Source organism: Trichloromonas sp., from assembly GCF_041583255.1.
Classification (GTDB): Bacteria; Desulfobacterota; Desulfuromonadia; order Desulfuromonadales; family Trichloromonadaceae; genus Trichloromonas.
The window spans coordinates 1-20,383 of sequence record NZ_JBFHGD010000036.1; the positions used below are offsets into that span (position 1 = coordinate 1).

At 62.8% G+C, this 20,383-nt stretch carries 13 protein-coding genes; 5 read left to right on the forward strand and 8 right to left on the reverse strand.

Annotated features, from left to right (window positions below; genetic code table 11):
- The 8 genes from ABYV89_RS04765 to ABYV89_RS04800 all read right to left on the reverse strand — a co-directional run.
- The coding region (locus ABYV89_RS04765; RefSeq protein WP_432821791.1) for a 4Fe-4S dicluster domain-containing protein at window positions 1–935 on the reverse strand (935 nt) is incomplete at its 3' end.
- Window positions 936–1,228: 293 nt separating this feature from the next.
- The gene (locus ABYV89_RS04770) at window positions 1,229–1,441 is read right to left on the reverse strand and encodes a hypothetical protein (RefSeq protein WP_432821792.1); all 213 of its coding nucleotides are present in this window, start codon (window positions 1,439–1,441) and stop codon (window positions 1,229–1,231) included.
- Between the two features lie 4 nt (window positions 1,442–1,445).
- Window positions 1,446–6,341 carry a glycogen synthase GlgA gene (glgA, locus tag ABYV89_RS04775; RefSeq protein ID WP_432821793.1) on the reverse strand — a complete coding sequence of 1,632 codons (4,896 nt, stop codon included), beginning with the start codon at window positions 6,339–6,341 and terminating at the stop codon, window positions 1,446–1,448.
- Window positions 6,342–6,361: 20 nt separating this feature from the next.
- Window positions 6,362–7,402 carry a galactose-1-phosphate uridylyltransferase gene (locus tag ABYV89_RS04780; protein ID WP_432821794.1) on the reverse strand — a complete coding sequence of 347 codons (1,041 nt, stop codon included), beginning with the start codon at window positions 7,400–7,402 and terminating at the stop codon, window positions 6,362–6,364.
- Window positions 7,403–7,505: 103 nt separating this feature from the next.
- Window positions 7,506–9,632, reverse strand: a complete 2,127-nt coding sequence (locus ABYV89_RS04785; protein WP_432821795.1) for a glycoside hydrolase — start codon at window positions 9,630–9,632, stop codon at window positions 7,506–7,508.
- Window positions 9,633–9,693: 61 nt separating this feature from the next.
- Entirely contained in the window at window positions 9,694–12,207 is a 2,514-nt protein-coding gene (locus ABYV89_RS04790) for a sugar phosphate nucleotidyltransferase (protein WP_432821796.1), read from the reverse strand.
- Window positions 12,208–12,226: 19 nt separating this feature from the next.
- Window positions 12,227–12,589, reverse strand: coding sequence for a response regulator (locus tag ABYV89_RS04795; RefSeq protein WP_432821797.1), 363 nt, complete (start codon window positions 12,587–12,589; stop codon window positions 12,227–12,229).
- Window positions 12,567–14,210 carry a GAF domain-containing sensor histidine kinase gene (locus tag ABYV89_RS04800; protein ID WP_432821798.1) on the reverse strand — a complete coding sequence of 548 codons (1,644 nt, stop codon included), beginning with the start codon at window positions 14,208–14,210 and terminating at the stop codon, window positions 12,567–12,569. The genes ABYV89_RS04795 and ABYV89_RS04800 overlap by 23 nt, the downstream gene beginning before the upstream one ends.
- A gap of 184 nt (window positions 14,211–14,394) precedes the next feature.
- On the opposite strand from ABYV89_RS04800, the gene ABYV89_RS04805 reads away from it, so the two are divergent.
- From ABYV89_RS04805 to ABYV89_RS04825, 5 genes are all read left to right on the forward strand, one after another.
- A complete protein-coding gene (locus ABYV89_RS04805) occupies window positions 14,395–15,327 on the forward strand; it encodes a TIGR01212 family radical SAM protein (protein WP_432821799.1) in 933 nt (310 codons plus the stop codon).
- Between the two features lie 482 nt (window positions 15,328–15,809).
- Window positions 15,810–17,837 (forward strand): ATP-dependent helicase, encoded by a 2,028-nt coding sequence (locus tag ABYV89_RS04810; protein WP_432821800.1) that lies wholly within the window; start codon window positions 15,810–15,812, stop codon window positions 17,835–17,837.
- A 265-nt stretch (window positions 17,838–18,102) separates the two neighbouring features.
- Window positions 18,103–19,029: a hypothetical protein gene (locus ABYV89_RS04815; protein WP_432821801.1), complete on the forward strand. Its 927-nt coding sequence runs from the start codon at window positions 18,103–18,105 to the stop codon at window positions 19,027–19,029.
- Window positions 19,026–19,628, forward strand: coding sequence for a PilN domain-containing protein (locus tag ABYV89_RS04820; RefSeq protein ID WP_432821802.1), 603 nt, complete (start codon window positions 19,026–19,028; stop codon window positions 19,626–19,628). Before ABYV89_RS04815 ends, ABYV89_RS04820 begins: the two co-directional genes overlap by 4 nt.
- A complete protein-coding gene (locus ABYV89_RS04825) occupies window positions 19,625–20,305 on the forward strand; it encodes a hypothetical protein (protein ID WP_432821803.1) in 681 nt (226 codons plus the stop codon). Before ABYV89_RS04820 ends, ABYV89_RS04825 begins: the two co-directional genes overlap by 4 nt.
- The last annotated feature ends 78 nt before the right edge of the window (window positions 20,306–20,383 follow it).

Here is a 20,383-nt window from a genome sequence, read left to right on the forward strand (position 1 = left end):
AAGGCCCCGGCGATGCCGGCCAGCGGGGCGAGCAGGGCGGCTTTGGCGAGATCGCCGTGACGGCTGCCCTGGTTGTCGGGTTGGTGAAAACGCATGACGCTGCTTGCATCACCGACATCCTCGGTGAGCGCCCGGTCGATCTGCTCGAAGGTTATTTTAGAGACGTACAGGGTCGATGTGCCGCCGTGTTCCTTGAGGCCGTAGAGGTGTCCCTGATACGTTCGGGCCAGTGCTTCGGCCTGCTGGACGATCTGTGCTCTCGGCCCGATCTGCATGGCGCCGCGCGGACAGGCGTCCTGGCAGGCCGGAGTGCGCCCATCCGCTAACCGGTCGCGGCAGAGGTCGCACTTGTACATGACCCCGGCACCGATCGGCAGCGGGTCGAGGGCAGTGTAGGGGCCGACCCCGGTCTGCCGCTGGGGGACGTGCCAGGGGCAGACGGCGCGGCACTTGGCGCCGCCGAAGCAGAGGGCGGGGTCGATGTGGACCACCCCGTTGCGCTCTTGCTTGGCGGTACCGAAGGGGCAGAGCTTGACGCAGGGCGGATCGACGCAGTGCATGCAGCGGCGCGGGATGCTGAGGCGCTGCTCGCGGCCGTTTTTCTCGAGGTAAACCTCTTCGACGAAGAGCCAGTTGTACGGGGTCAGCCGCCAGTTGACCTCGCGCTGGTTGCTCCAGTCTTCATGGTAGTCTTTCGGCCAGTAGTCTTTAAGCAGGGTCGGGTCGGGTTCGGGGAAACGGTTCTGGTTTTTCTCCCGGCAGGCGGTAACGCAACGCGGTTGCGCCTGATCCGAACAGCCGTCGCAACGGGTCAGGTCGATCAGGGTGGCAATGGGCGCATCGGGACTGGCGGCCAGGCTCCGGCCCCGGGGAATCAGCGTGGCGGCGGTAGCGGCGGTCAGGCCGGCGAGAAAGGTGCGGCGGGAAAATTTCATGGGCTCCGGCTTTCAGTTATTGACACTGTTTCTCCATGTGAAGATAGAACATTCGTTCGATTTCTAGTGATCATATGGGAATTGATATGTCTGAGTCAAGGGGAAAGTCTGGATAGGGGGCCGGTGGCGTCAATACACGGACCTGCGCCGGTTCGCTTTGTACGCCAAAGGCAGCAGCAGATTGACATCAATCTTCCGCATGGCGTAATAGATGCCCCTCTCCTTCGGGAGAGGGGCGGGAGATGTCAACATGACCGCTCTCAGGGCAGGAGGGTCGGAATTCCGGAGCGCCGCTACAGCTCTTCAAACACCTCGTCATCTTCATCCGGTTCGTCCTCCTCCCCGGCGAAGTCATCGTCCATGAAACGTTCGAGAAAACGCTTGTTGTCGCGAATGCGCAGTTCTATCTCACGCTGAATTTCCACCAGTTCAGGAAAGCGGGTGCCCTGCTCAGGGGGGGCCGTCGCCTTGGTGGCTGTTTGCTCGGGTGGTTGCTTATCGGGCATGTTTCTACTCCAGTGCCAGGCGGTAGAGGTCGAGGTACTGTTCCGCCGAGCGGGTCCAGGAAAAATCCTGACGCATGCCGCGACGGACCATGCTGGTCCAGTCTTCCTGGCTGGCGTAGAGGGTCAGGGCGCGGTCGAGGGTGTGCAGCAGGGCCCCGGCCGAAGGGTCGCTGAACAGGTAGCCGTTGGCTTGACGCCGGTTGTCGGCGGGATCGGTGATGGTATCGGCCAGGCCGCCGGTGCGGCGGGCCAGCGGGATGACGCCGTAGCGCAGGGCGATCAGCTGGCCGAGGCCGCAGGGTTCGTAACGGCTTGGCATCAGGAAGATGTCGCTGCCGGCGTAGATGCGCCTTGAGAGGTCGTCATCGAAGCTGAGGTTGATGGAAACCCGCCCCGGATAGCTGTGGCGCAGGCGGTCGAAGCGCTCCATGTGCTCCTTTTCGCCGGTGCCGAGCAGCACGAACTGGACCGGCCGCTGCATCATGCTGTGCCAGGCGTCTTCGACGATGTCGAGTCCCTTCTGGGTGGCCAGCCGGGTGATCATGGCGACGATCGGGGTGTCGGCCGACTCGGTCAGCCCGAGTTCGCGCTGCAGGGCCCTTTTGCACTGGGCCTTGTTCTCAAGGGTGTCGGCACCGTAGCGAACGGGCAGGGCCGGGTCCGTCGCCGGGTTCCATTGCTTGGGATCGAGCCCGTTGACGATGCCGAACAGGTCGTCGCTGCGCCCGCGGAGGATGCCGTCGAAGCCGATCCCCATCTCGGGGGTCTGGATCTCCCGGCAGTAAGTGCTTGATACGGTATTGAGCAGGTCGGCCTGGGTCAGCCCGGCTTTAAGGAAGGAGAGCATGCTGTGGTACTCGAGGCCGCCGACTCCGAACAGCCAGGGGTCGAGGTCGAGAGTTTCCAGGTTGCGGGCCGAAAACAGCCCCTGGTAGCCGAGGTTGTGGATAGTGAGCAGGCTGGCGCAGCCGGCGTAGAAAGGGTCGTCGGCGTACTCGGTTTTCAGCAGGGCCGGGATCAGCCCGGTCTGCCAGTCGTTGAGGTGGAGGATGTCGGGGCGAAAGCCGATTTTCGGCAGCAGTTCAAGCACGGCGCGGTCGAAGTAGCCGAAGCGCTGGGCATTGTCGGCAAAATCCCCCTCGCCGGTGCCGTACAGGTCCGCCCGGTCGTAAAAATCCGCATGGTCGACGAAGTAGACCGGCACGCCGTTCAGCTCGCCTTCGTGCAGCAGGGCCCGGCGCGGGGTGGCGTCGAGGGCGACGGTCGCGGCGGCGGCATCGCGCTCCTTGGCATCGCCGCGGGTGGCGATGGTGCGGTAGTAGGGCATGATGATGCGCACATCGTGGCCGAGGGCGCGCAGGGCCCGGGGGAGCGAGCCGGCCACGTCGGCCAGTCCGCCGCTCTTGGCGAAGGGGGTGACCTCGGAGGCGACCATTAATATTTTCAGGCTTTTTTTGCGCCTGAGATTTGGCGCGACCGGTGGTTTGAGAGCGCTCAGGGCGAGCAGGTCGCCCAGCCGGTAGCCGCTTTCTGCGGCCAGGCGGCGGGCCGCAGAAAGCCGTTCGTAGCTGTCGGCGAGATGGCCGAGCAGTTCGTTCGGCTGATCGCTGAAGGTGTCGGCCGCGGCGCAGGCGGCGGCAACCAGCAGGCCGCTGGTGAGCTGCTCCCAGCGTTCCTTGTTGAACCACTGGGTGCCGTCGTGCCAGTGCACCTGCAGGTAGGCCTGCACGCTGCTGTCGGTGAGCAGACCATGAAAATCCTGGCGCCTGCGACCCGGCAGCCAGAAGTTCTGCTGCCGTACCAGGTTCTCGACCAGCAGGCGGATGGCGGCGGCCTCATCGCCGGGAACGGCTTCCTGCAGGGCTTCGCCGAGCAGGTATTCTTCAATCCAGGCGGCGCTGCGGCGGGTGGTGGCGCTGGACGGCTGGGGGCCGGCCAGGCGGTGCAGCAGCAGATAGGGAATCAGTACCTGGCAGAGCGGGCCGTCGGTGGCGGCGTAGAGCAGCTGCTGCAGATAGCTGATGGCCATACGCTGGGCCGGGCCGCGCCCCTTGAGGGCGGCCATCTTGCGCAGCTGATCAAGTTGGGCGAGGATGGCGCCGGTGACGGCGGTGGCATCGGGAGCCGGGTGGGCGAAGTGACCCAGGGTGTCGACGAAGCGGGTCAGCCGCCCGGAGAAGCGCTGGTAATCGGGGTGCTGCCGCAGGTTTTTCACCGGTCCGCCGAGCAGGCTGCAGAGCGACTGCAGCAGCGGCGCCTCGACCAGTTCGCGGAAGGCGTCGCTGACCGGGCGGAAGCGGATCTTGCGCAGTTCGCGGTCGAGACTGGCAACCGGGGCGTGGCCGATGCGCCGGTACAGCTCGCCCCAGGCGCCGTCCTCATCAAAGAGGGCAGCGAAGTCGAGATAGACATGGTACTGGTAGGGGCCGAGGGACAGGTGCAGGCCATTTTCAGTCAGTTCATCGCCGGTGCGCAGGTAGTCGAGGCCGCTGCTGTGGTCATGAAAGCGGAAGTACCAGCGCTCGCCGGCGCGCACCCCAAGGGACTCGGCCAGCAAAGCGGATTGCGGGCCGCCGGGCTGCTGGCGGGGGACGCTACGCTGAATCCAACCATCGGTGGCGCCGTGGCGGTTGTGGTAGACCACCAGCGCCCGCTGATCGCCGGCACCGTTGGAGAAGGCGTAGACGTCGTCGTTGACCCGGCCGTCGCTGTAGAAGTCGTACATCTGGAAGAGCTCGGCGCCGCTGAAGAGGTGGCGCAGGCGCAGCAGCGGGAAGACCTGGTTCTCGTGGTGGCGCACGAAAGCCTCGTCGACGGTTTCGTCCCAGTAGGCCCGGCGGTACTCCATGCCGTATTTTTCTTTCAGCCCTTCGACCTGGCCGTGGCCGAACATCGGCAGGCCTGGGAGGGTTGCGAGCAGCACGGCGACGCCGAAATACTTGTCGGCCTTGCCGAACTGTTCGACGGCGGTGTCCTCGTCGGGGTTGTTCATGAAGTTGACGAAACGCTGCAGGATGCCCGGCTCGAATTCGAGGGTGTTGCGCAGTACCTGGCGGTACTTGGCGTTATCCTCGCGCTTGAGCATGTTCATGAAGGCGCTGTTGTAGACCCGGTGCATCCCCAGGGTGCGCACGAAGTAGCCTTCCATCAGCCAGAAGGCTTCGGCGATCAGCAGGGTGTCGGGAACCTCGGCGGCGACCCGGTCGACCACTTCGCGCCAGAACTCGACGGGAAAAACTTTTTCGAAGGCTTCCTTGCTCATCCAGTGCTCGGCCCGCGAGGGAACCCCCTCGCCGCCGCCGGGCTGCGGAAACCAGAGGCGTTGGTAGTGCTTTTTGGCCAGGGTCATGGCGGCATCGAAGCGGATTACCCGGAATCTGCGGGCGATGTGGACGATGGTGCGGATCATCGCCTCGCGCACCTCGGGGATCAGGTAATTGAGCTGGGCGGTGTCGTTCCACGGCATGTGGGTGCCGTCGTTGCCGTGATAGATGTAGCGCACGCGGCCGCTGCGGTGATCCTGGTGGCGGAAAACGACCGCGGCGTCGCTGTGATCGTAGTAGCCGTCCTCGATCTGCACGGTGATTTCCGGGTCGTCATAGAGGTCGGGACCGCTGAAGTGGTAGGCCGGGTAGGGGGGGTGGTCTCCCTGGATGAACCAGTCGGGATGTTCGCGCATCCAGCGGGAGTCGAGCCCGGTGTGGTTGGGGACGACGTCACTGGCCAGGCGGATCCCCCGCTGCAGGCAGCGCTGCTCGAGTCGGGCCAGGGCCTCGTCGCCGCCGAGATCCCAGGCAATGGCGTAGTCGTAGAGCGAGTAGGCCGAGGCTTCGGCCTCGGGGTTGCCGCAGATGCGCTTGATTTTCTGCGAGGCCGGCGAGCGCTGCCAGAGGCCGATCAGCCAGAGGGAATTGAAGCCCCAGCGGGCCAGGCGGTCGAGTTCCTCGTCCGGAATATCGTCGAGGCGGTGGATCGGCCGGCCGTGACGTTTGCTGAGCTGATCCAGCCAGACGTAGATGGTCTTGGCGATCAGTACCACCTTCGGCATCCAGTCGGTATCGGGCGAGAAGGCTTCCGGTTCATGTTCGGCTACGCCGCCGAAGGTCAGCACCGGCGGCGGGCCGCCGCCGAAACCGCGCTGCAGCTCTTCTTCCTGAATGATGGCGAAGGCTACCAGCAGCTCTTGCAGCAGGTCTTCGGGGAGAATGCCGCCCCAGCGCTGCTGGACAAAGCCGAGCTGGCCGGCCAGCGATTCCGGAGAGGCGTCCAGCGGGGCGCGCAGTAGGGCCAGCAGCGAGCCGGAGAAGAGACCGGGGATCGCTTCCTGTTCCAGTTCGCGGTCGAGCTCAAGCAGGGTCTGGCGGTAGCGGCTGCGCTGCAGCAGTTCGCGGTCGTCGAACAGCGGGCGGTAATCCCGGGCTGCCCGGTTGCGGTTCTGCACCGCCAGGATAAACAGCTCGACCAGGGTTTCCCGGCGTTTCTCCGCCCCGCGCGTGCCCCGCAGAAACCGGCTGGGTTCGCTGCCGAGCCAGACCGCCGCCGGCGGAAACAACTCGACGCAATGCTGCAGCGCTGGGGAGAGAGCGGGGGCCTTGAGCTGGCGGCCGGCGATCAGCAGGCTTTCGCCGTCGACGGTGCAGCCGCGCAGATCGAGATAGCGGACGGCGACGTGACGCAAAGCGCGGTTGAGCAGGGCCAGCAGGTTGAGTTCGCCAGCCCGCACCGGCTTGGCCGGGGCGGTGCGCTGCTGCAGGGCCGCGGCCAGCTGGCGGATCTGGAAGAGGGGAGCGGTGCCCTCGGTGAGGGCGCGGCGTGGGTCCAGTTCGAATTGTTGCCAGGCCCGGGCCGATATTTGCAGCGACAGGGGGAAATACGGCTGCTTAAGCTTGTCTGCGGTCATGAAAATCCTTGGATCAGTGGTTACCGCAGCACCGACAGGTCGGCTTCACGGAGAAAACGGGCGGCATCTTCGGGGGGAGTCGGGTTCATGTAGAAGCCGGTTCCCCATTCGAAACCGGCGATCCGGGTCAGGCGCGGCACCAGTTCGATATGCCAGTGGTAATCGTAGGGGAGGCTGCTCCAGTAGCCCGGCTTGCCCAGCCGCAGGTGCATCGGCGGCGCGTTGTGCAGTACGAAGTTGTAAGGCGGGTCGCGCAGCACGCTGCGCAGGCGCAGCAGGGTGTCCTTCAGGGTTTCGGCCAGCCGGGCGAGTCCGGCGTCGTCCATCAGGCCGAAATCGTGTCCGTGCCGCAGGGGCGCGATGCGCAGCTCGAAGGGGTAACAGGAGGCGAAGGGAGCGAAGACCACGAAATCGCCGTCGTCGCGGACGATGCCCCGGCCGTCATGGCGTTCCTGCTCGATCAGGTCGCAGATCAGGCAGCGTTCTTTGCGTTCGTAGTACTCGCGGCAGACCGACAGCTTCGAGGCGACCACGGTCGGGGTGACCGGGACGGCGATGACCTGGGAGTGGGAGTGGGGAATGTTGGCCCCGGCCTCGATCCCGTGGTTTTTGAAAATGAGGATGTAGCGAAACCGCGAATCCTTGCGCAAGTCGAGCAGGCGGGCCCGGTAGGCCTTGAGTACGTCGCTGATTTCGGCGGCGGTGAGGTCGGCCAGGTTGCGCTCGTGATCGGGGGTTTCGATGATCACCTCGTGGGCGCCGATGCCGTTGATGGTGTCGTAGTGGCCGTAGCCTTTTTTATCGAGATCCCCCTCGATGCGCAGGATCGGGTACTTGTTGGGGATCGCCCGCACTTTCCAGCCCGGGCCGTTGGCCGCCGAGCCGCCGGGTCGCACGGCAAAGAGCTCCCGCGGGGTCTTGGCTTCGTTGCCGGCGCAGAACGGGCAGGCCGAGAGATGGACTTTCTCCCGCTCGAGCATAAAGTCGCGAGGGCGCCGGCCGCGTTCGTTGGCGATGATCACCCAAGTCATTTTCAGGGGGTCCCAGCGTAATTCGGACAAAGCACTATCCTTTCAAAAACCTTCATTATTTCGTTTAGGGACTGGCTCCAAAGGTGCCTGTCCCTTTCGCCCTGTCCGGTCTGCGGTTTAAAAGACTCAAGAGTCAGATCATCCAGTCGTCCACTTCGAGGTCTTCACCACGATACGGCAGGTGCAGCGGTCCCTCGGCGGGCCAGCGGGCGGTTTCGTTGTCCCCCTTGTACAGGTGGATCGAGAGGGCCAGCGGCGTGCCCGGCCGCAGTTCCAGCGGCGCCAGCGGAATGGCCATTTCGACGATGCGGCCGCAGGCGGTCTGCCCCTCGGCGAGCAGTTTGCCGGTCTCCCGGTCGTGCAGGGTCAGCTGCCCCTGGCCGGGGCTGACCCGGACAGTCCGGTTGCGTTCGACGCCGAGCCGCACCTCGAGGCGGCCGCTGGGACCGAGCAGGCTGGCCAAATCTTCTTCGGGGTCGAGGCGCAGGTAGAGATTCTCCCGGTCGTAACCGTAGAGGAGTACCGAAAACTCGCTGTGATGGGCCGTGTGCATGGCGCCGGTGGCCGTCAGCCCGGCCGAACCGGCCGCCAGCCATTCGAAGTAGTCGGAAACCCTGCCGTCGATGAATGGCGTAAAAAGGGCGGTCGGTTCGTGGATGGTCTTGACCTCTTTGCTCGGCTTGATCGGCTGGAACAGGTGCTGCGGGACCGGCAGCCCGGCTGCGCGGTAGAGCGCCTCGAGGTGGCGGCGAAAGAGGGCGTCGAAGATGTCGGCCTGGTCGGTGGAATGGTCGTCGCCGTACCACCAGAACCAGTCGCTCCCCTCGGCCCGCAGCAGGTGCATGAAAATTTCCGGCAGCGGCTGGCCGTCTTTGCCGTCGGGTATCTGCAGCCCGGTCGCCTCGAGGGCGTCGCGGCGGGCCCGCTCGAGCCAGTCCCAGGCGGTGTTTTCTTCGGGATGGCCGATCCAGATGCAGAAGTCCGAGTTGATCCACGAGCCGGCGGCCAGTTTCGGCAAAGGCTCCGGTTTCATTTCGGCCAGGGCTTCGCTGACGGTGACCATCTGCAGCGAGGGCTCGGCCAAGAGTCCGCGGTAGAGGGCGACCAGGAAGGGATGACCGTTGTCCTGGTAGCGCTCCCAGCAGTTTTCGCCGTCGAGGATCAGCGGGATCAGTCCGCCGGGGGCCATGCCGGCGACCTTTTTCAGCTGCTCGATCAGGTCGGCGGCGGCCCGTTCCGGGGTCCAGTGGGCATAGACGAAGCCGATGCGGTCGGAAAGTTCGCGGTCGCGGAAGATCAGCGGCAGGCCGGCGTACGAGTAGGGTTTATAGAGACGGCGCCGGTCGGCCAGCCCCCCCGGCAGGCTGCGGGCCAGGATGCCTTCGTCGGAGGCGGCCCAGGCCGTCCCTTCGTCGGCGAGGATGCGAACCACCTCCTCGCTGACCGACCCTTCGGAGGGCCACATGCCGCGCGTTTTTTCGCCTAATTTTCCAGAGACGAAGTCGAGGCCGAGGCGAACCTGCAGTCGGGCGTCCTCGGCGTGGCGGAAGGTCGCCGCCGGCAGCTGGATGCCGGGGGTGGCTTCACGGGCGGTGGCGGTGCCGCACAAAAGGGGCAGGATCGGGTGGGCGTAGGGGGTGACCGAGATTTCGATCTCCCCGGATTCTTCCATCGCCCGGTAGAGCCCGGCCACTTCGCCGATGGTGCGGGCGTAGAGGGCGAGGAGCTGGGATTTCTCCTCTTCGGTGAAATGCTCGCCTTTGACCAGCAGGTGCCTGACTAACGGCGATTCCTGGCGCAGGTGGTGCCCTGACCAGGCGAGCAGGAACCAGACCTGCAAATCGCGCAGATCCTTTTCGGAAAAGGCGCTGATATCCGGTGTCGGCGCGGTGCCCCGGCGCCGGGCCAGTTCCCGGTAGCGGCGGAAGGGATGGATGTGGCGGTCGGCATGCACCGAGAAAAACTGGGTGAGGATCAGCGTTTTCTCTTCGTCAGAGAGGGTCGCGGCGTTTTTGCCGGCGGCTTCGACCCAGACGTCCCCGGCGCTGCCGTCGGCATAGCGCTCGAGCTGTTCGAGCATGGTCGGCACCAGGTTGAAGGTCATCTTCGCCCCCGGCACCTCGGCGGCGGTTTTCAGCATTTCGCCGTAATCCTTTACCGCGTGCAGGTAGGTCCAGGGAAGGAGGGTCTTTCCCGAAACCGGATCCCTGTAGTCGGGCTGGTGCATGTGCCAGAGTATGGCGACTTTGAGCGGTTTCATGGACTTCTTTCGTTACGGCTGAGCTTCCCGCCCCCTCGGGGGGCGGGAAGCTTGGTTTATCCTACTGCAATTCCTGCTTCCACTTTTCCACTTTTTTGCGATAGGTTTCGACCAGCTCTTTGGCCCGTTTTTCGTCGGTCGATTCGGCGATGACGTGCGCTACCGGCCGGTACTGGTCGGGGAGCATCAGGGCCCAGTCGTTCTTGAGCTGGATGCGGACACCGTCGATGAACGAGGCTTCGAGGTCGACCGAGTCTTCGCTCATCTTCCGCATGATCCCGCCCTTGAATTCCTGCGAGCAGGAAACCTCGACATGTTCATAATAACGCTTCGGCAGCCCTTTGCGTACCTTGCTCAGGGAAAGCCCGGTGCGGACCAGCAGTTCGAGGGTCTTGGCCACGGTGAAGATGGCGTCGAAATTGTGCTGGAAGCCGGGGAAGGCGAAACGGCCGTCCATCGAAGCGGCGAACTGAACCCGGCGGTCCTTGGCCGATTCGACGATGGAGCGCGGGTCGTTTTTGGTGCGCTTGACCAGCATGCCGGATTCGGCCGCCAGCAGTTCGATGACCGACGGCGCCGAAATTGGCACGACCACCGAGTCGCGCTGCTCGGCCCGGCAGACCAGGGCGGTGAGAACCGTCATCGCTTCGATGTCGGAAAGGACTTCGCCGGTCTCGTCGACCAGCCGGGTCCGCTCACCGGAGGGGCCCATCCAGAAACCGGCCTTGGCCCCGAGGGTGACGACAATGCGCGAAAGCTGGTCCATCGCCTTGGCGTCCTGCTCGGGCGGGGTTCCGGTGCGGGTCTCGGTGACCTGTGAATTGAGTTCGATGACTTCGCAGCCCAGTTCGTTGAGCAGCGCCGGCAGCAGTTGCCCGGCCGACGAGTGGTTGAGGTCGACCACCACCTTGGGGGCGGCCGCCGCGATCGCCTTGGCGTCGAGGGCGCGCAGGAAGCCTTCGTTGTAGTAGTCGTAGATGCGGGGGATTTCCGAGATGCCGCCGGGGTCGGTGTAGTGAACCCGGCGGAAATTCTCTTTGAAGAAAATCCGCTCGATGTTCTTGGCGGTGGCCGATGAGATTTCGATCCCTTCGGCGTCGAAAAAGAGGATGTCGGTGGCCGCCGGCTCTTCCGGCGACTGGCGGAACTGGATGCCGCCGACCTCGCCGAAGGTGGTCAGTTTGTAGCGCAGTACCGGTAGCGAGATCATCTTGGTGTCGCGGACGTTGATGCCGGCTGACAGCAGGCCGCCGGCGAAGGAGCGCTTGAGCATCCGCGAAGCGCGCACCGAGTCGCGGCCGGAGAGGACGAAAGAGTCTTTCGGCAGGATCGAGCCGTAGGCGGCACCGAGCTTGGCGGCGAACTCGGGGGTCAGTTCGACGTTGGTCAGGCCGCGAACGATGGCTCCCTCAAAGATGCTCTTGCGCCATTTTTCGCCCCAGATCAGGTTGGTGGTGACGATAGCGCCCCCCTCGATGACCTTGCGCGGCCAGATCTTGACGTCTTTGTTGATGTGAGCCTCATCGCCGATGGTGGTTTCTTCGGCGACAACCGCTCCTTCTTCGATGATCACCTTCTGGCCGACCCGCACATTGTTGCACAGGGCGGCGCCGATGATGGTGCTGTTCTTTTTGATGTAGACATTGTCCCAGAGGATCGCGTCCTTAAGCTCGACGCCGTCTTCGATGATGCAGTTGCGGCCAACCACGCAGTTGGTCAGGCGCGACTTGCCGAGCACCTGGCTGTTGTCGCCGAGCACCACCATCCCCTCGACCAGGGATTTTTCGTCCACGGCGAGCTGGGCGCCGTCGCCGAGGAAGAGCTGGCCGCCGGCGGAGGCAGCCGGTTTCTCGTCGAGGTTGATGGCGACGCGGCCGGCGGCGATATCCTGGCAGGCCTCCAGGTAGGCGTCGGTATTGCCGATGTCGGCCCAGTAGCCGTCAAGGCTGCAGCCGTACAGGGCGTCGTCATTGGCGAGCATCTGCGGAAAGATATCTTTGGACCAGTCGCGGTTTTCCCCCTCGGGGATCATGTCGAGGACTTCCGGTTCGAGGACGTAGATGCCGGTATTGATGGTGTCGGAGAAGACCTCGCCCCAGCCCGGCTTTTCGAGGAACTTGGTTATTTTGCCTTCCTTGTTGGTGATAACCACGCCGAACTGCAGCGGATCTTTCACCGAGGTCAGAGTGAGGGTGCCCTTGGCCTTTTTCTCTTCGTGGAAGGCCATTGCCTTGGAGAGGTCGAAGTCGGTGAGCAGGTCGCCGCTGATGATCATGAAGCGTTCGTCCAAGTGCTTGGCGGCCATCTTGACCGCGCCGGCGGTGCCGAAGTCTTCGAGCGGGGTGACGTAGGTGATGTGGACGCCGAATTCGCTGCCGTCACCGAAGAAGTTCTTGATGACCATCGGCTGGTGGTAGAGCAGCAGGATCAATTCATCGATGCCGTGTTTCTTGAGCAGTTCGATGATGTGCAGCATGATCGGCCGGTTGTACAGCGGGATCATCGGCTTGGGCAGATCGATAGTGAGCGGGTGGATGCGGGTGCCGAAGCCCCCCGCCATGATGACAGCTTTCATGTATTGAAGGTCTCCGGGGTTAGTTGTGTTTTTTCTTCAGAACGCGGGCAACTTCTTTTTTCAGCTCGGTGAGGTCCGAACTCTTGACGATGTAACCGTCGGCCAGCCATGACGAGAAATCCTCTTTATAGCAGGAAAAGGCGGTGCACAGGATGACCGGCAGGTCGGTGCGCTCCTTGACGATTTTCTGTAGCAGCTGCAGGCCGCTCTCGCCCTTCATCTGGATGTCGAGGATTACCAGGTCGAAGGGGTGGTTTTTCAGCAGTTCCGCCGCGTCGGTGCCGTTGCCGGCGGTCTCCACCTCGTATCCTTCATCCTCGAGTTCGGCGGCGTAGAGGTAACGGATGTCGCGTTCATCGTCAACGATCAGTAGTCGGGTCATGCTCTTCCTCCCTGGATATTTTCTGTCGAATGGTAAAGGTGGTCCCCTGGCCTTCTTCGCTGGCGATGCCGAGCTCGGCACCGTGCTCATCGAGAATGCGCACGCACAGCGACAGGCCGAGGCCGCTGCCCGATTCCTTGGTCGAGAAGAAGGGGGTGGTGACGGCCTGGATGGTTTCAGCGGTCATTCCAGGGCCGGTGTCGGTGAGGGTGATATGGATTTCGTCATTGCACAGAACGCTGCGGACCAGGATCTGGCCGCCGCCGGTCATCGCTTCGATGGCGTTGGTGACCAGGCTGCGCAGGCAGTAGGCGATTTTCTTGTAGTCGAGCTTGGCTTTGGGCAGATTCGGTTCGAGGTCGAAGCGGCAGTTGACATGGTTCATCTGCAGGTCGTCGCGCAGTCCGGCGAAGGTTCCGGTGATCAATTGGTTGATGTCCCACCAGTCGAAGGTCGGGTGCAGCGATTCGGAATAACTCAGCACTTCCTGCAGCACCTCTTCGAGGCGCCGGGTTTCCCGGATGATCGATTCGATGTAGGTGCGCTTGGCGTCCTCCTGCGGGGTGCTTTTCATCAGGCTGCGGGCGAAGCCGCCGATGATGGTCAGGGGATTGCGGATGGTATGGGCAATGTTGGAGGCAATCTTGCCGACCAGCGCCATCTTTTCCATGCGCACGATCAGTTCCTGCTGTTCGCGCAGCTGGGTATTGGCGGCGGTTACCTTGACCAGTTCCTCCTGCAGCCTTTCGTAGAGGGAGGCCCGCTCGATGGCGAAGGAGACCGGCAGGGCAAAGGTTTCGATCGACTGGACGTCTTCGGCGGTGATCGGCCGGCCGTTGATGACGTTGTCGGCCAGCAGCAGGCCGATGCGGCGGTTTTTGCTGATCAGCGGGACCATCAGCAGTTCGCCGCAGCCGAGATTGTCGGTCTGCCAGTGGTCGATCCCCGGTTCCTGGTAGAGGTTCTTGATGAGGCGGGTTTTCTGTTCGTTGAGGGTGCTGATGAACAGATGCTCGTTGCGGCTCATTGGCACCGAAAGAATCTCGAGCAGGTCGCGGAATTTTTCCTTCTCGGAGGGGAGCTTCTTTTCGAAGAAGATCTGCCCCATCTCTTTCAGGGAATAATCGTGCTCCTCGATTTCATGCCAGATGCGGCCGGCCTCCTCCCGGCTGCGGGGGCCGACGGCGATATGCCCCCTGAGGTGCTGGCGGTCCTTGTCGACCAGCAGCAGGATCGCCCGGTTGAGCCCGAACCCCTTGCCGGAGGTGATGGCGGTAAGCGCCATGGAGATGACTTCATCCATGTCCACCGAGGTTTGCAGCACCTGGCCGACTTCGTGGAGAAAGCGGATTTCACGGTTGCGCGACTGGGCCTGGCTGGTGAGGGCGCGGATTTCGGCCCGCTGGGTCAGCAGGTCTTCGATGGCGTAGGAAAAGAGGCCGGGGAGACCGTCCAGGTCGCCGTTCATCTGCCGCAGGTCTTCGAGAAAGCCGGGGCATTCGAGGCATCGGCTGAGAAATCTTCTTTTGCGGTTGAACAGCAGTTCATCGTCGCCGGGGCGCAGCAGTCGGCACTCGTCGGCATTGATGGTTTCTTTATTCCAGCAGCAGCCTGAAAGCACGAAAACTCCTGGCGGTTGGCGGTTCACCCAAGGAAAAACATATTGAATTATAGCAAGCCTGCCCGGCAATGCAATGAAAGATTAGGCGATATTTGTATATGGATTCTGCGGGGTTCAGTCGCTGTTCTGCCAGCGGAGGGGATTGCGCTTGCCCTTCGCCGGGGGGGAGTGGCATAGTGCCGCCATGAGCGAGAAACGGTACCGGGTTTATTCTGAACAACTTAAGCGGACTTTTGGCGGGCGGGTGCACAAAATCTCCGTCGATGCCGGATTTACCTGCCCCAACCGGGGCGGCACCCGGCAGCGGCCCGGCTGCCTTTTCTGCGACCCGGACGGCTCGGGAGCGGTCGGCATCGACCGCGATGTTTCGCTAACCGAGCAGATCGAGCGGGGCAAGGAAGTCATGCTCCGCAAATACAAGGCGAAGAAATTCATCGCCTACTTTCAGCCCTTTTCCAATACCTTTGCTCCGGTTGCCAAACTGCGAACCCTCTACGACCAGGCCCTGGCGGTTGACGGCGTGGTCGGCCTGGCGGTCGGCACCCGGCCCGACTGCCTGCCGCCCGAGGTGCTCGACCTGCTGGCCGAGTACCACCGGCGCACCGATTTCTGGCTGGAGATCGGTCTGCAGAGCATTCATGACGCGACCCTGGCGTTTCTGCGCCGCGGCCATGACTATGCGTGTTTCCTGAACGCCTTCGAAGGCGCCCGGGAGCGCGGGCTGAGGGTCTGCGTCCACATCATCCTCGGGCTGCCGGGGGAAACCCGCGAGCAGATGCTGGCCACCGCCGACGAAATGGCCCGTCTGCAGGTCGACGGCATCAAGATTCACCTGCTGCATGTACTGGAAGGGACGCCGCTGGGGGATCTGTATCAACAGGGGGGAGTCGAGATCCTCGAACAGGACGCTTACGTGAGCCTGGTCGTCGATTTTCTCGAGCGACTGCACCCCGAAACCTTCATCCATCGGTTGACCGGCGACGGGCCGAGAAACCTGCTGCTGGCGCCATTGTGGTCATTGAACAAGTGGGAAGTCTTGAACGCTATCGATGCCGAACTGGAGCGGAGAAAGGCCGTGCAGGGGGCGGAGTATTTACGGAATCAAGGGGGCAGGTAGCCTGTCGCCCTCGCCAGTCGGAGGGACGTCGGGGAAAACAGAGTGAAGGCGCCGCCTCAGGAGGTGGGATTCCCCTGGATGGCGACCGGACTCTGCGAAACGGGCGGCTCGGCGGTGCCTCCCCAGGAAATAAGGAGAAGCGAGGCCCAGACAATACTGATGAGGATGACGAATGTTTTAAACATGAGGCGCACATTACACCAAGCCGCCGAATGAAATCAAGGGGAGATTAATTTTTTTGACCGGGTTGTTTTCATTTTTCTTTCCGTGGTATTTTGACTGCTGAAAACGGTTCCGACCGGGATGGACAGACGGTCGGATTTTTTGTGAGCGGACGGGGCGAGGTTTGCAGCACTCCGACCGCTGGTTTATCCCCAAATAATCCATAACAGCAGTGCTTTGTCGCCAGTGATTGCCAGGATCTTGCCCGTTACGAATCACAAATCACAATTCACACAAATCACGGTTTTATGAATCTCTCCATGCTCAATCCGCAGCAGCAGGCCGCGGTTCGCCATACCGACGGCCCCTTGCTGCTGCTGGCCGGAGCCGGCTCCGGCAAAACACGGGTGATTACCAGCCGTATCGCTTACCTGGTGTGCGAACTGGGCGTCCCCTCGGAACAGGTCCTTGCCGTCACCTTTACCAACAAGGCCGCCCGCGAGATGCTCGAGCGGGTCACCGAACAGGTCGGGCGCAAGCGGGCCAAGGGGATGGTGGTTTCCACCTTTCATTCGATGTGCGTGCGGATTCTCAAAGAAGACATCGAGCGGCTCGGCTACAAGAAGAACTTCTCCATCTACGCCACCGCCGACCAGTCGCGGCTGGTGCGGGACATCCTGCAGACCCTCGCCGTCGATGGCAAAAAATACGATGCCGACCGCATCCTCTGGGCAATTTCCGACGCCAAGAACCGGCTGGTCCCGCCCGAGCAGTTTGTGGTGCGCTACCAGGACGAGTACGAGTACCTGGCGGCCGAGGTCTATCCCCGCTACCAGAAATCCCTCAAGGCCTTCAACGCCGTCGACTTCGATGACATCATCATGCTCGCCGTGCGGCTGCTGAAGGATTTTCCCGAGGTGCGGGAAAAGTACCAGCAACGCTTCCGCTACCTGATGGTCGATGAATACCAGGACACCAACGCCGCCCAGTACCTGCTGCTGCGGCTGCTGGCCGAGAAGCACCGCAACCTCTGCGTGGTCGGGGACGACGACCAGTCGATTTACGGCTGGCGGGGCGCCGATTTGGGCAATATCCTCGATTTCGAAAAGGATTTTTCCGGCGCCGAGGTGATTCGCCTCGAGCAGAATTACCGCTCCAGCGGCAACATCCTGGCGGCTGCCAACGCGGTGATCCTGAACAACACGAAGCGCAAGGTCAAGGCGCTCTGGACTGCAGGCGACCAGGGGCGGCAGATCGAATACCTGCGCTGCGAGGACGATGAAGACGAAGCCCGGCTGGTGATGGAACGCATCCACGCCGAGCGTTTCAAGAATGAACTGCGCTATAGCGACTTCGCCGTCCTCTATCGCACCAACGTGCAGTCGCGGGCCTTCGAGGAGCAGTTTCGCTACGAGAACATCCCTTATGTGCTGATCGGCGGCCAGCAGTTTTTCGACCGCAAGGAGGTCAAGGATGCGGTGGCCTACCTGCGGGTGCTGGTCAACCCGCGCGACGAGGTCAACCTGCTGCGGATTCTCAATTATCCCAGGCGGGGGATCGGCGAAACCAGCGCCGACCGGCTGATCCGCCACTCGGCCGAACTGAACCGGCCGCTCTGGGAGGTGCTGGCTGATCCCTCCGGGGTGGAGGATCTCGGCGACAAGGCGACCGAGGCGGTGGCCGCTTTCGTCGCCCTGCTCGAACGCTATCGCAAGACCTTCGCCCGCAGCGGGCACTTGTCGCATACCGCCCGTGAACTCTATGCCGAAATCAAGCTTGAAGACGAGATCTACCGCGGTGCCGACGACCCGACCAAGGGCCGGCGCCGGGCCGACAACGTCGAGGAGGTGATCAACTCGATGGCCTCCTATGAAGAGCGGGAGGAGAAGCCGTCGCTGGCCGGGTTTCTGGAAAAGGTCTCGCTGCTCGACAAAGACCAGCCCAACCGCGACAGCAAGGAGAAGAAGCTGCAGCAGGACGCGGTGATCCTGATGAGCCTCCATTCGAGCAAGGGACTGGAGTTTCCGGTGGTCTTCATGGTCGGCATGGAAGAAGAGTACCTGCCGCACAAGAAGTCGATCCACGAGACTTTCGATATCGAAGAGGAGCGGCGGCTCTGTTATGTCGGTATCACCCGCGCCCAGCGGCACCTGCTGCTGCTCGGTGCCGTCAGCCGAAAGAAATACGGCAAGCTTCAGCCGCGCATCGCCAGCCGGTTTCTCAAGGAAATTCCCGCCACCCTGTTGCATGAGCAGACCAGCGAGGGGCGACCGCCGGCCAGCGAGGAGGAGCAGGAGGTGATGGCGTCGAACTTTTTCTCCAATATGCGGGCGATGTTGGGGGATTGACCTGTGCAGTCATTATTCTGACTTCAGGGTGTGCGGATATTGGCCGGGACAAATTTTTGACTTGAATTTTTATATAGATATCGTATTGTGGCACTGCTTAATGAGGATTTGGGTTATTTTCAGCGAGGTTATGACGAATTCCCGGGTTGCGGGTGTTGATTTACTGGCACAAATATTGAAGCATTGTCTGCCGTGACATTTTATTTACCTTGAACAGGGGGATCCGCTGAAATTTTTCGGCAGTAAACAGCAACGAGCAACTGGAATGACGGGCGTCTGCCGACTGCCCGGCGGGTTCGGCCTGGCGCATGTGCAGGAGCGCGGCGAGCAGCCACCGCGGGTTGCGTCGGCCGATGTTCTGCCGACCTCCCGGGGCTCGCTGCTGCAGGCGCTTCAGGCGGGTGTGGCCCGTCGTGCGCTGGCCCGCAGCCGGTGTGTCGACGTCATGGCCCTGGGTGATTACAGCCTGCTGCAGATCGTGCCGCCACCGGTTCCCGATGCCGAACTGCGCGACGCCTCCCGCTGGCAGATTCGCGAATTGATCGACTACCCGATCGACGAGGCGCTGATTGACGTCTTCCGCGTTCCCAGCGAGGGGATGCGGGGCCGTTCGGCGATCGCCTACGTGGTTTCCGCCCATCGCAGCCTGGTCAAGGAGCAGGTCAACCAGCTCAAAGCCGCCCGGTTGAAGATCCATGCCATCGATATTCCCGAGCTGGCGGTTCGCAACCTGGCCGCACTGCTTCCCGAAGAGCCCCGTGGCGTCATTTTCGTCTACCTCGGCAGCACCCGCGGTCTCATCACCATCTGTCGTGCTGGTAACCTTTGCCTGGCCCGCAATATCAATATCGGCGTTGAACAGCTCAAGGCCCATCCCGACATCGCCGCCGGCCGCAAAGAGGACGATTCCCACGTTAACGACCTGCTCGATTCCGTCGTGCTGGAAATCCAGCGCTCTCTCGATTTTTACGAAAGCAACTTCGCCCTGCCGCCGATTGCCAGCCTGGTGGTGGCTTCCATCGAACCCGAGCTGCCCGTGGTGATCCCCTATCTGCAGAACTATCTCGGCCTGGGAGTGCGCGCCTTTGTGCCTGCCGAGGTTCTCGACTGCGCTCATCTCGAAGCGGACAAGGTGTCCCGCTGTCTGCTGGCTATCGGGGCGGCGCTGCGTGATCGGCAGGTGGCGCCATGAGCCAGTCCGTCAACCTGTACCAGCCCGCGCTGCTTGAGCCCCGGCAGCCCCGCTCGACCCGGCTGATGTTGCTGGCCTTTGCTCTCACCGTGATTGTGCTGGTGATCTATTACATTCTGACCAGTGTGCAGACCATCTCCCTGAAAAACGAGCTGCGCGCCCTGTCGTCGCGGCAGGCCGCCGTTGCCGGGACCATTGCTCAGCTGCAACTGGCTGCGGCGCCGCAGAAGAGTCCGCTGCTGCAGCGGGAAGTCGACCGGATGGCGGCTGAGCTGGCGGCCAAGCGGCCGCTGGTCGAGCTGTTCAAGGCACCGCAGCGAACTGTCGGCCGCGGTTTTTCGCCCTACCTGCAGGGGTTGGCCCGGCGCGCCCCGGAAGGGCTCTGGCTGCGGCACATCCTTTTGACGATGGAGGGCGGCCGCTCGGCCCTGGAAGGGAGCGCCCTGCGGCCGGAGCTGGTGCCGCAGTTTCTGCAGAGCATGAACGTCGAAGAGGTGTTTGCCGGGATGGATTTCGCCGGATTTCGCCTGCTGCGTCCTGAAACCGGGGGCGAGGCCGTCGAATTTTTCATTGAAACCGGCAGAGAGGTGCAGCCATGACGCCTTTTCGTGAACAGCTCAAGTCCTGGCATGGCCGCCTGGACAAATGTTCGCCGCGCGAGAAGGCGCTACTGACCCTGGTGGTGCTGGTGCTCCTGGTGGTGAGCGTCGATTTTCTGGCGATCGCTCCGCAGAAAGCGCGGCAGAAGGTACAGCGTGACCAGGTTGCCGCGGCCCGCACTGAAATCCAGCTTCTCGAGGCTGAAATGGCCGGTGCCGAGGCGAAGGTGTCCGCCGACCCCGACCGGGAAAACCGCGAACGGCTGCGGTTGCTGCAGGGGCAGCTCGGTGAACTTGACCAGCAGCTGGAGTCTTTGGCGCTGGAGCTGATCGCTCCCCGAGAGATGCCGGGGATGCTTGAAGAACTGCTGTTGCGGCAGGAGGGGCTGCGCCTGCTGCGGGTCGAAAACCTGCCGCCGGTGCCGCTGCTGGCCGCCACCTCCGGCGAAAAAGTCACCGGAATGGAGGTCGAGACGGCGAATGTCTACCGGCACGGCCTGCAGCTTGAATTTACGGGCAGCTACCGGCAGATTCTCGCCTACCTGCAGGTGATCGAAGGGTTGGGGCGGCAGATGTTCTGGAGCTCCCTCGACCTGCAGGTCGAAGAGCATCCCCGTGTGAAGGTGGTGCTGACGGTCTACACCCTGAGCCTGAAGAAGGAGTGGATCGGTGTCTAAATCCGCCACGTGTAAAGCCGCCATGACCGCCGCGGCATTGATCGCGCTGCTGGCCGCTCCGCTGACGGCCGCCGATCT

Bases quoted from the DNA above. Each gene is read 5' to 3' on its own strand.
- ABYV89_RS04820 (WP_432821802.1), top strand. From the start codon at position 19,026: ATGAGCCAGTCCGTCAACCTGTACCAGCCCGCGCTGCTTGAGCCCCGG.
- ABYV89_RS04770 (WP_432821792.1), bottom strand. From the start codon at position 1,441: ATGCCCGATAAGCAACCACCCGAGCAAACAGCCACCAAGGCGACGGCC.
- ABYV89_RS04825 (WP_432821803.1), top strand. From the start codon at position 19,625: ATGACGCCTTTTCGTGAACAGCTCAAGTCCTGGCATGGCCGCCTGGAC.
- ABYV89_RS04790 (WP_432821796.1), bottom strand. From the start codon at position 12,207: ATGAAAGCTGTCATCATGGCGGGGGGCTTCGGCACCCGCATCCACCCG.
- ABYV89_RS04815 (WP_432821801.1), top strand. From the start codon at position 18,103: ATGACGGGCGTCTGCCGACTGCCCGGCGGGTTCGGCCTGGCGCATGTG.
- ABYV89_RS04810 (WP_432821800.1), top strand. From the start codon at position 15,810: ATGCTCAATCCGCAGCAGCAGGCCGCGGTTCGCCATACCGACGGCCCC.
- glgA (WP_432821793.1), bottom strand. From the start codon at position 6,341: ATGACCGCAGACAAGCTTAAGCAGCCGTATTTCCCCCTGTCGCTGCAA.
- ABYV89_RS04805 (WP_432821799.1), top strand. From the start codon at position 14,395: ATGAGCGAGAAACGGTACCGGGTTTATTCTGAACAACTTAAGCGGACT.
- ABYV89_RS04785 (WP_432821795.1), bottom strand. From the start codon at position 9,632: ATGAAACCGCTCAAAGTCGCCATACTCTGGCACATGCACCAGCCCGAC.
- ABYV89_RS04795 (WP_432821797.1), bottom strand. From the start codon at position 12,589: ATGACCCGACTACTGATCGTTGACGATGAACGCGACATCCGTTACCTC.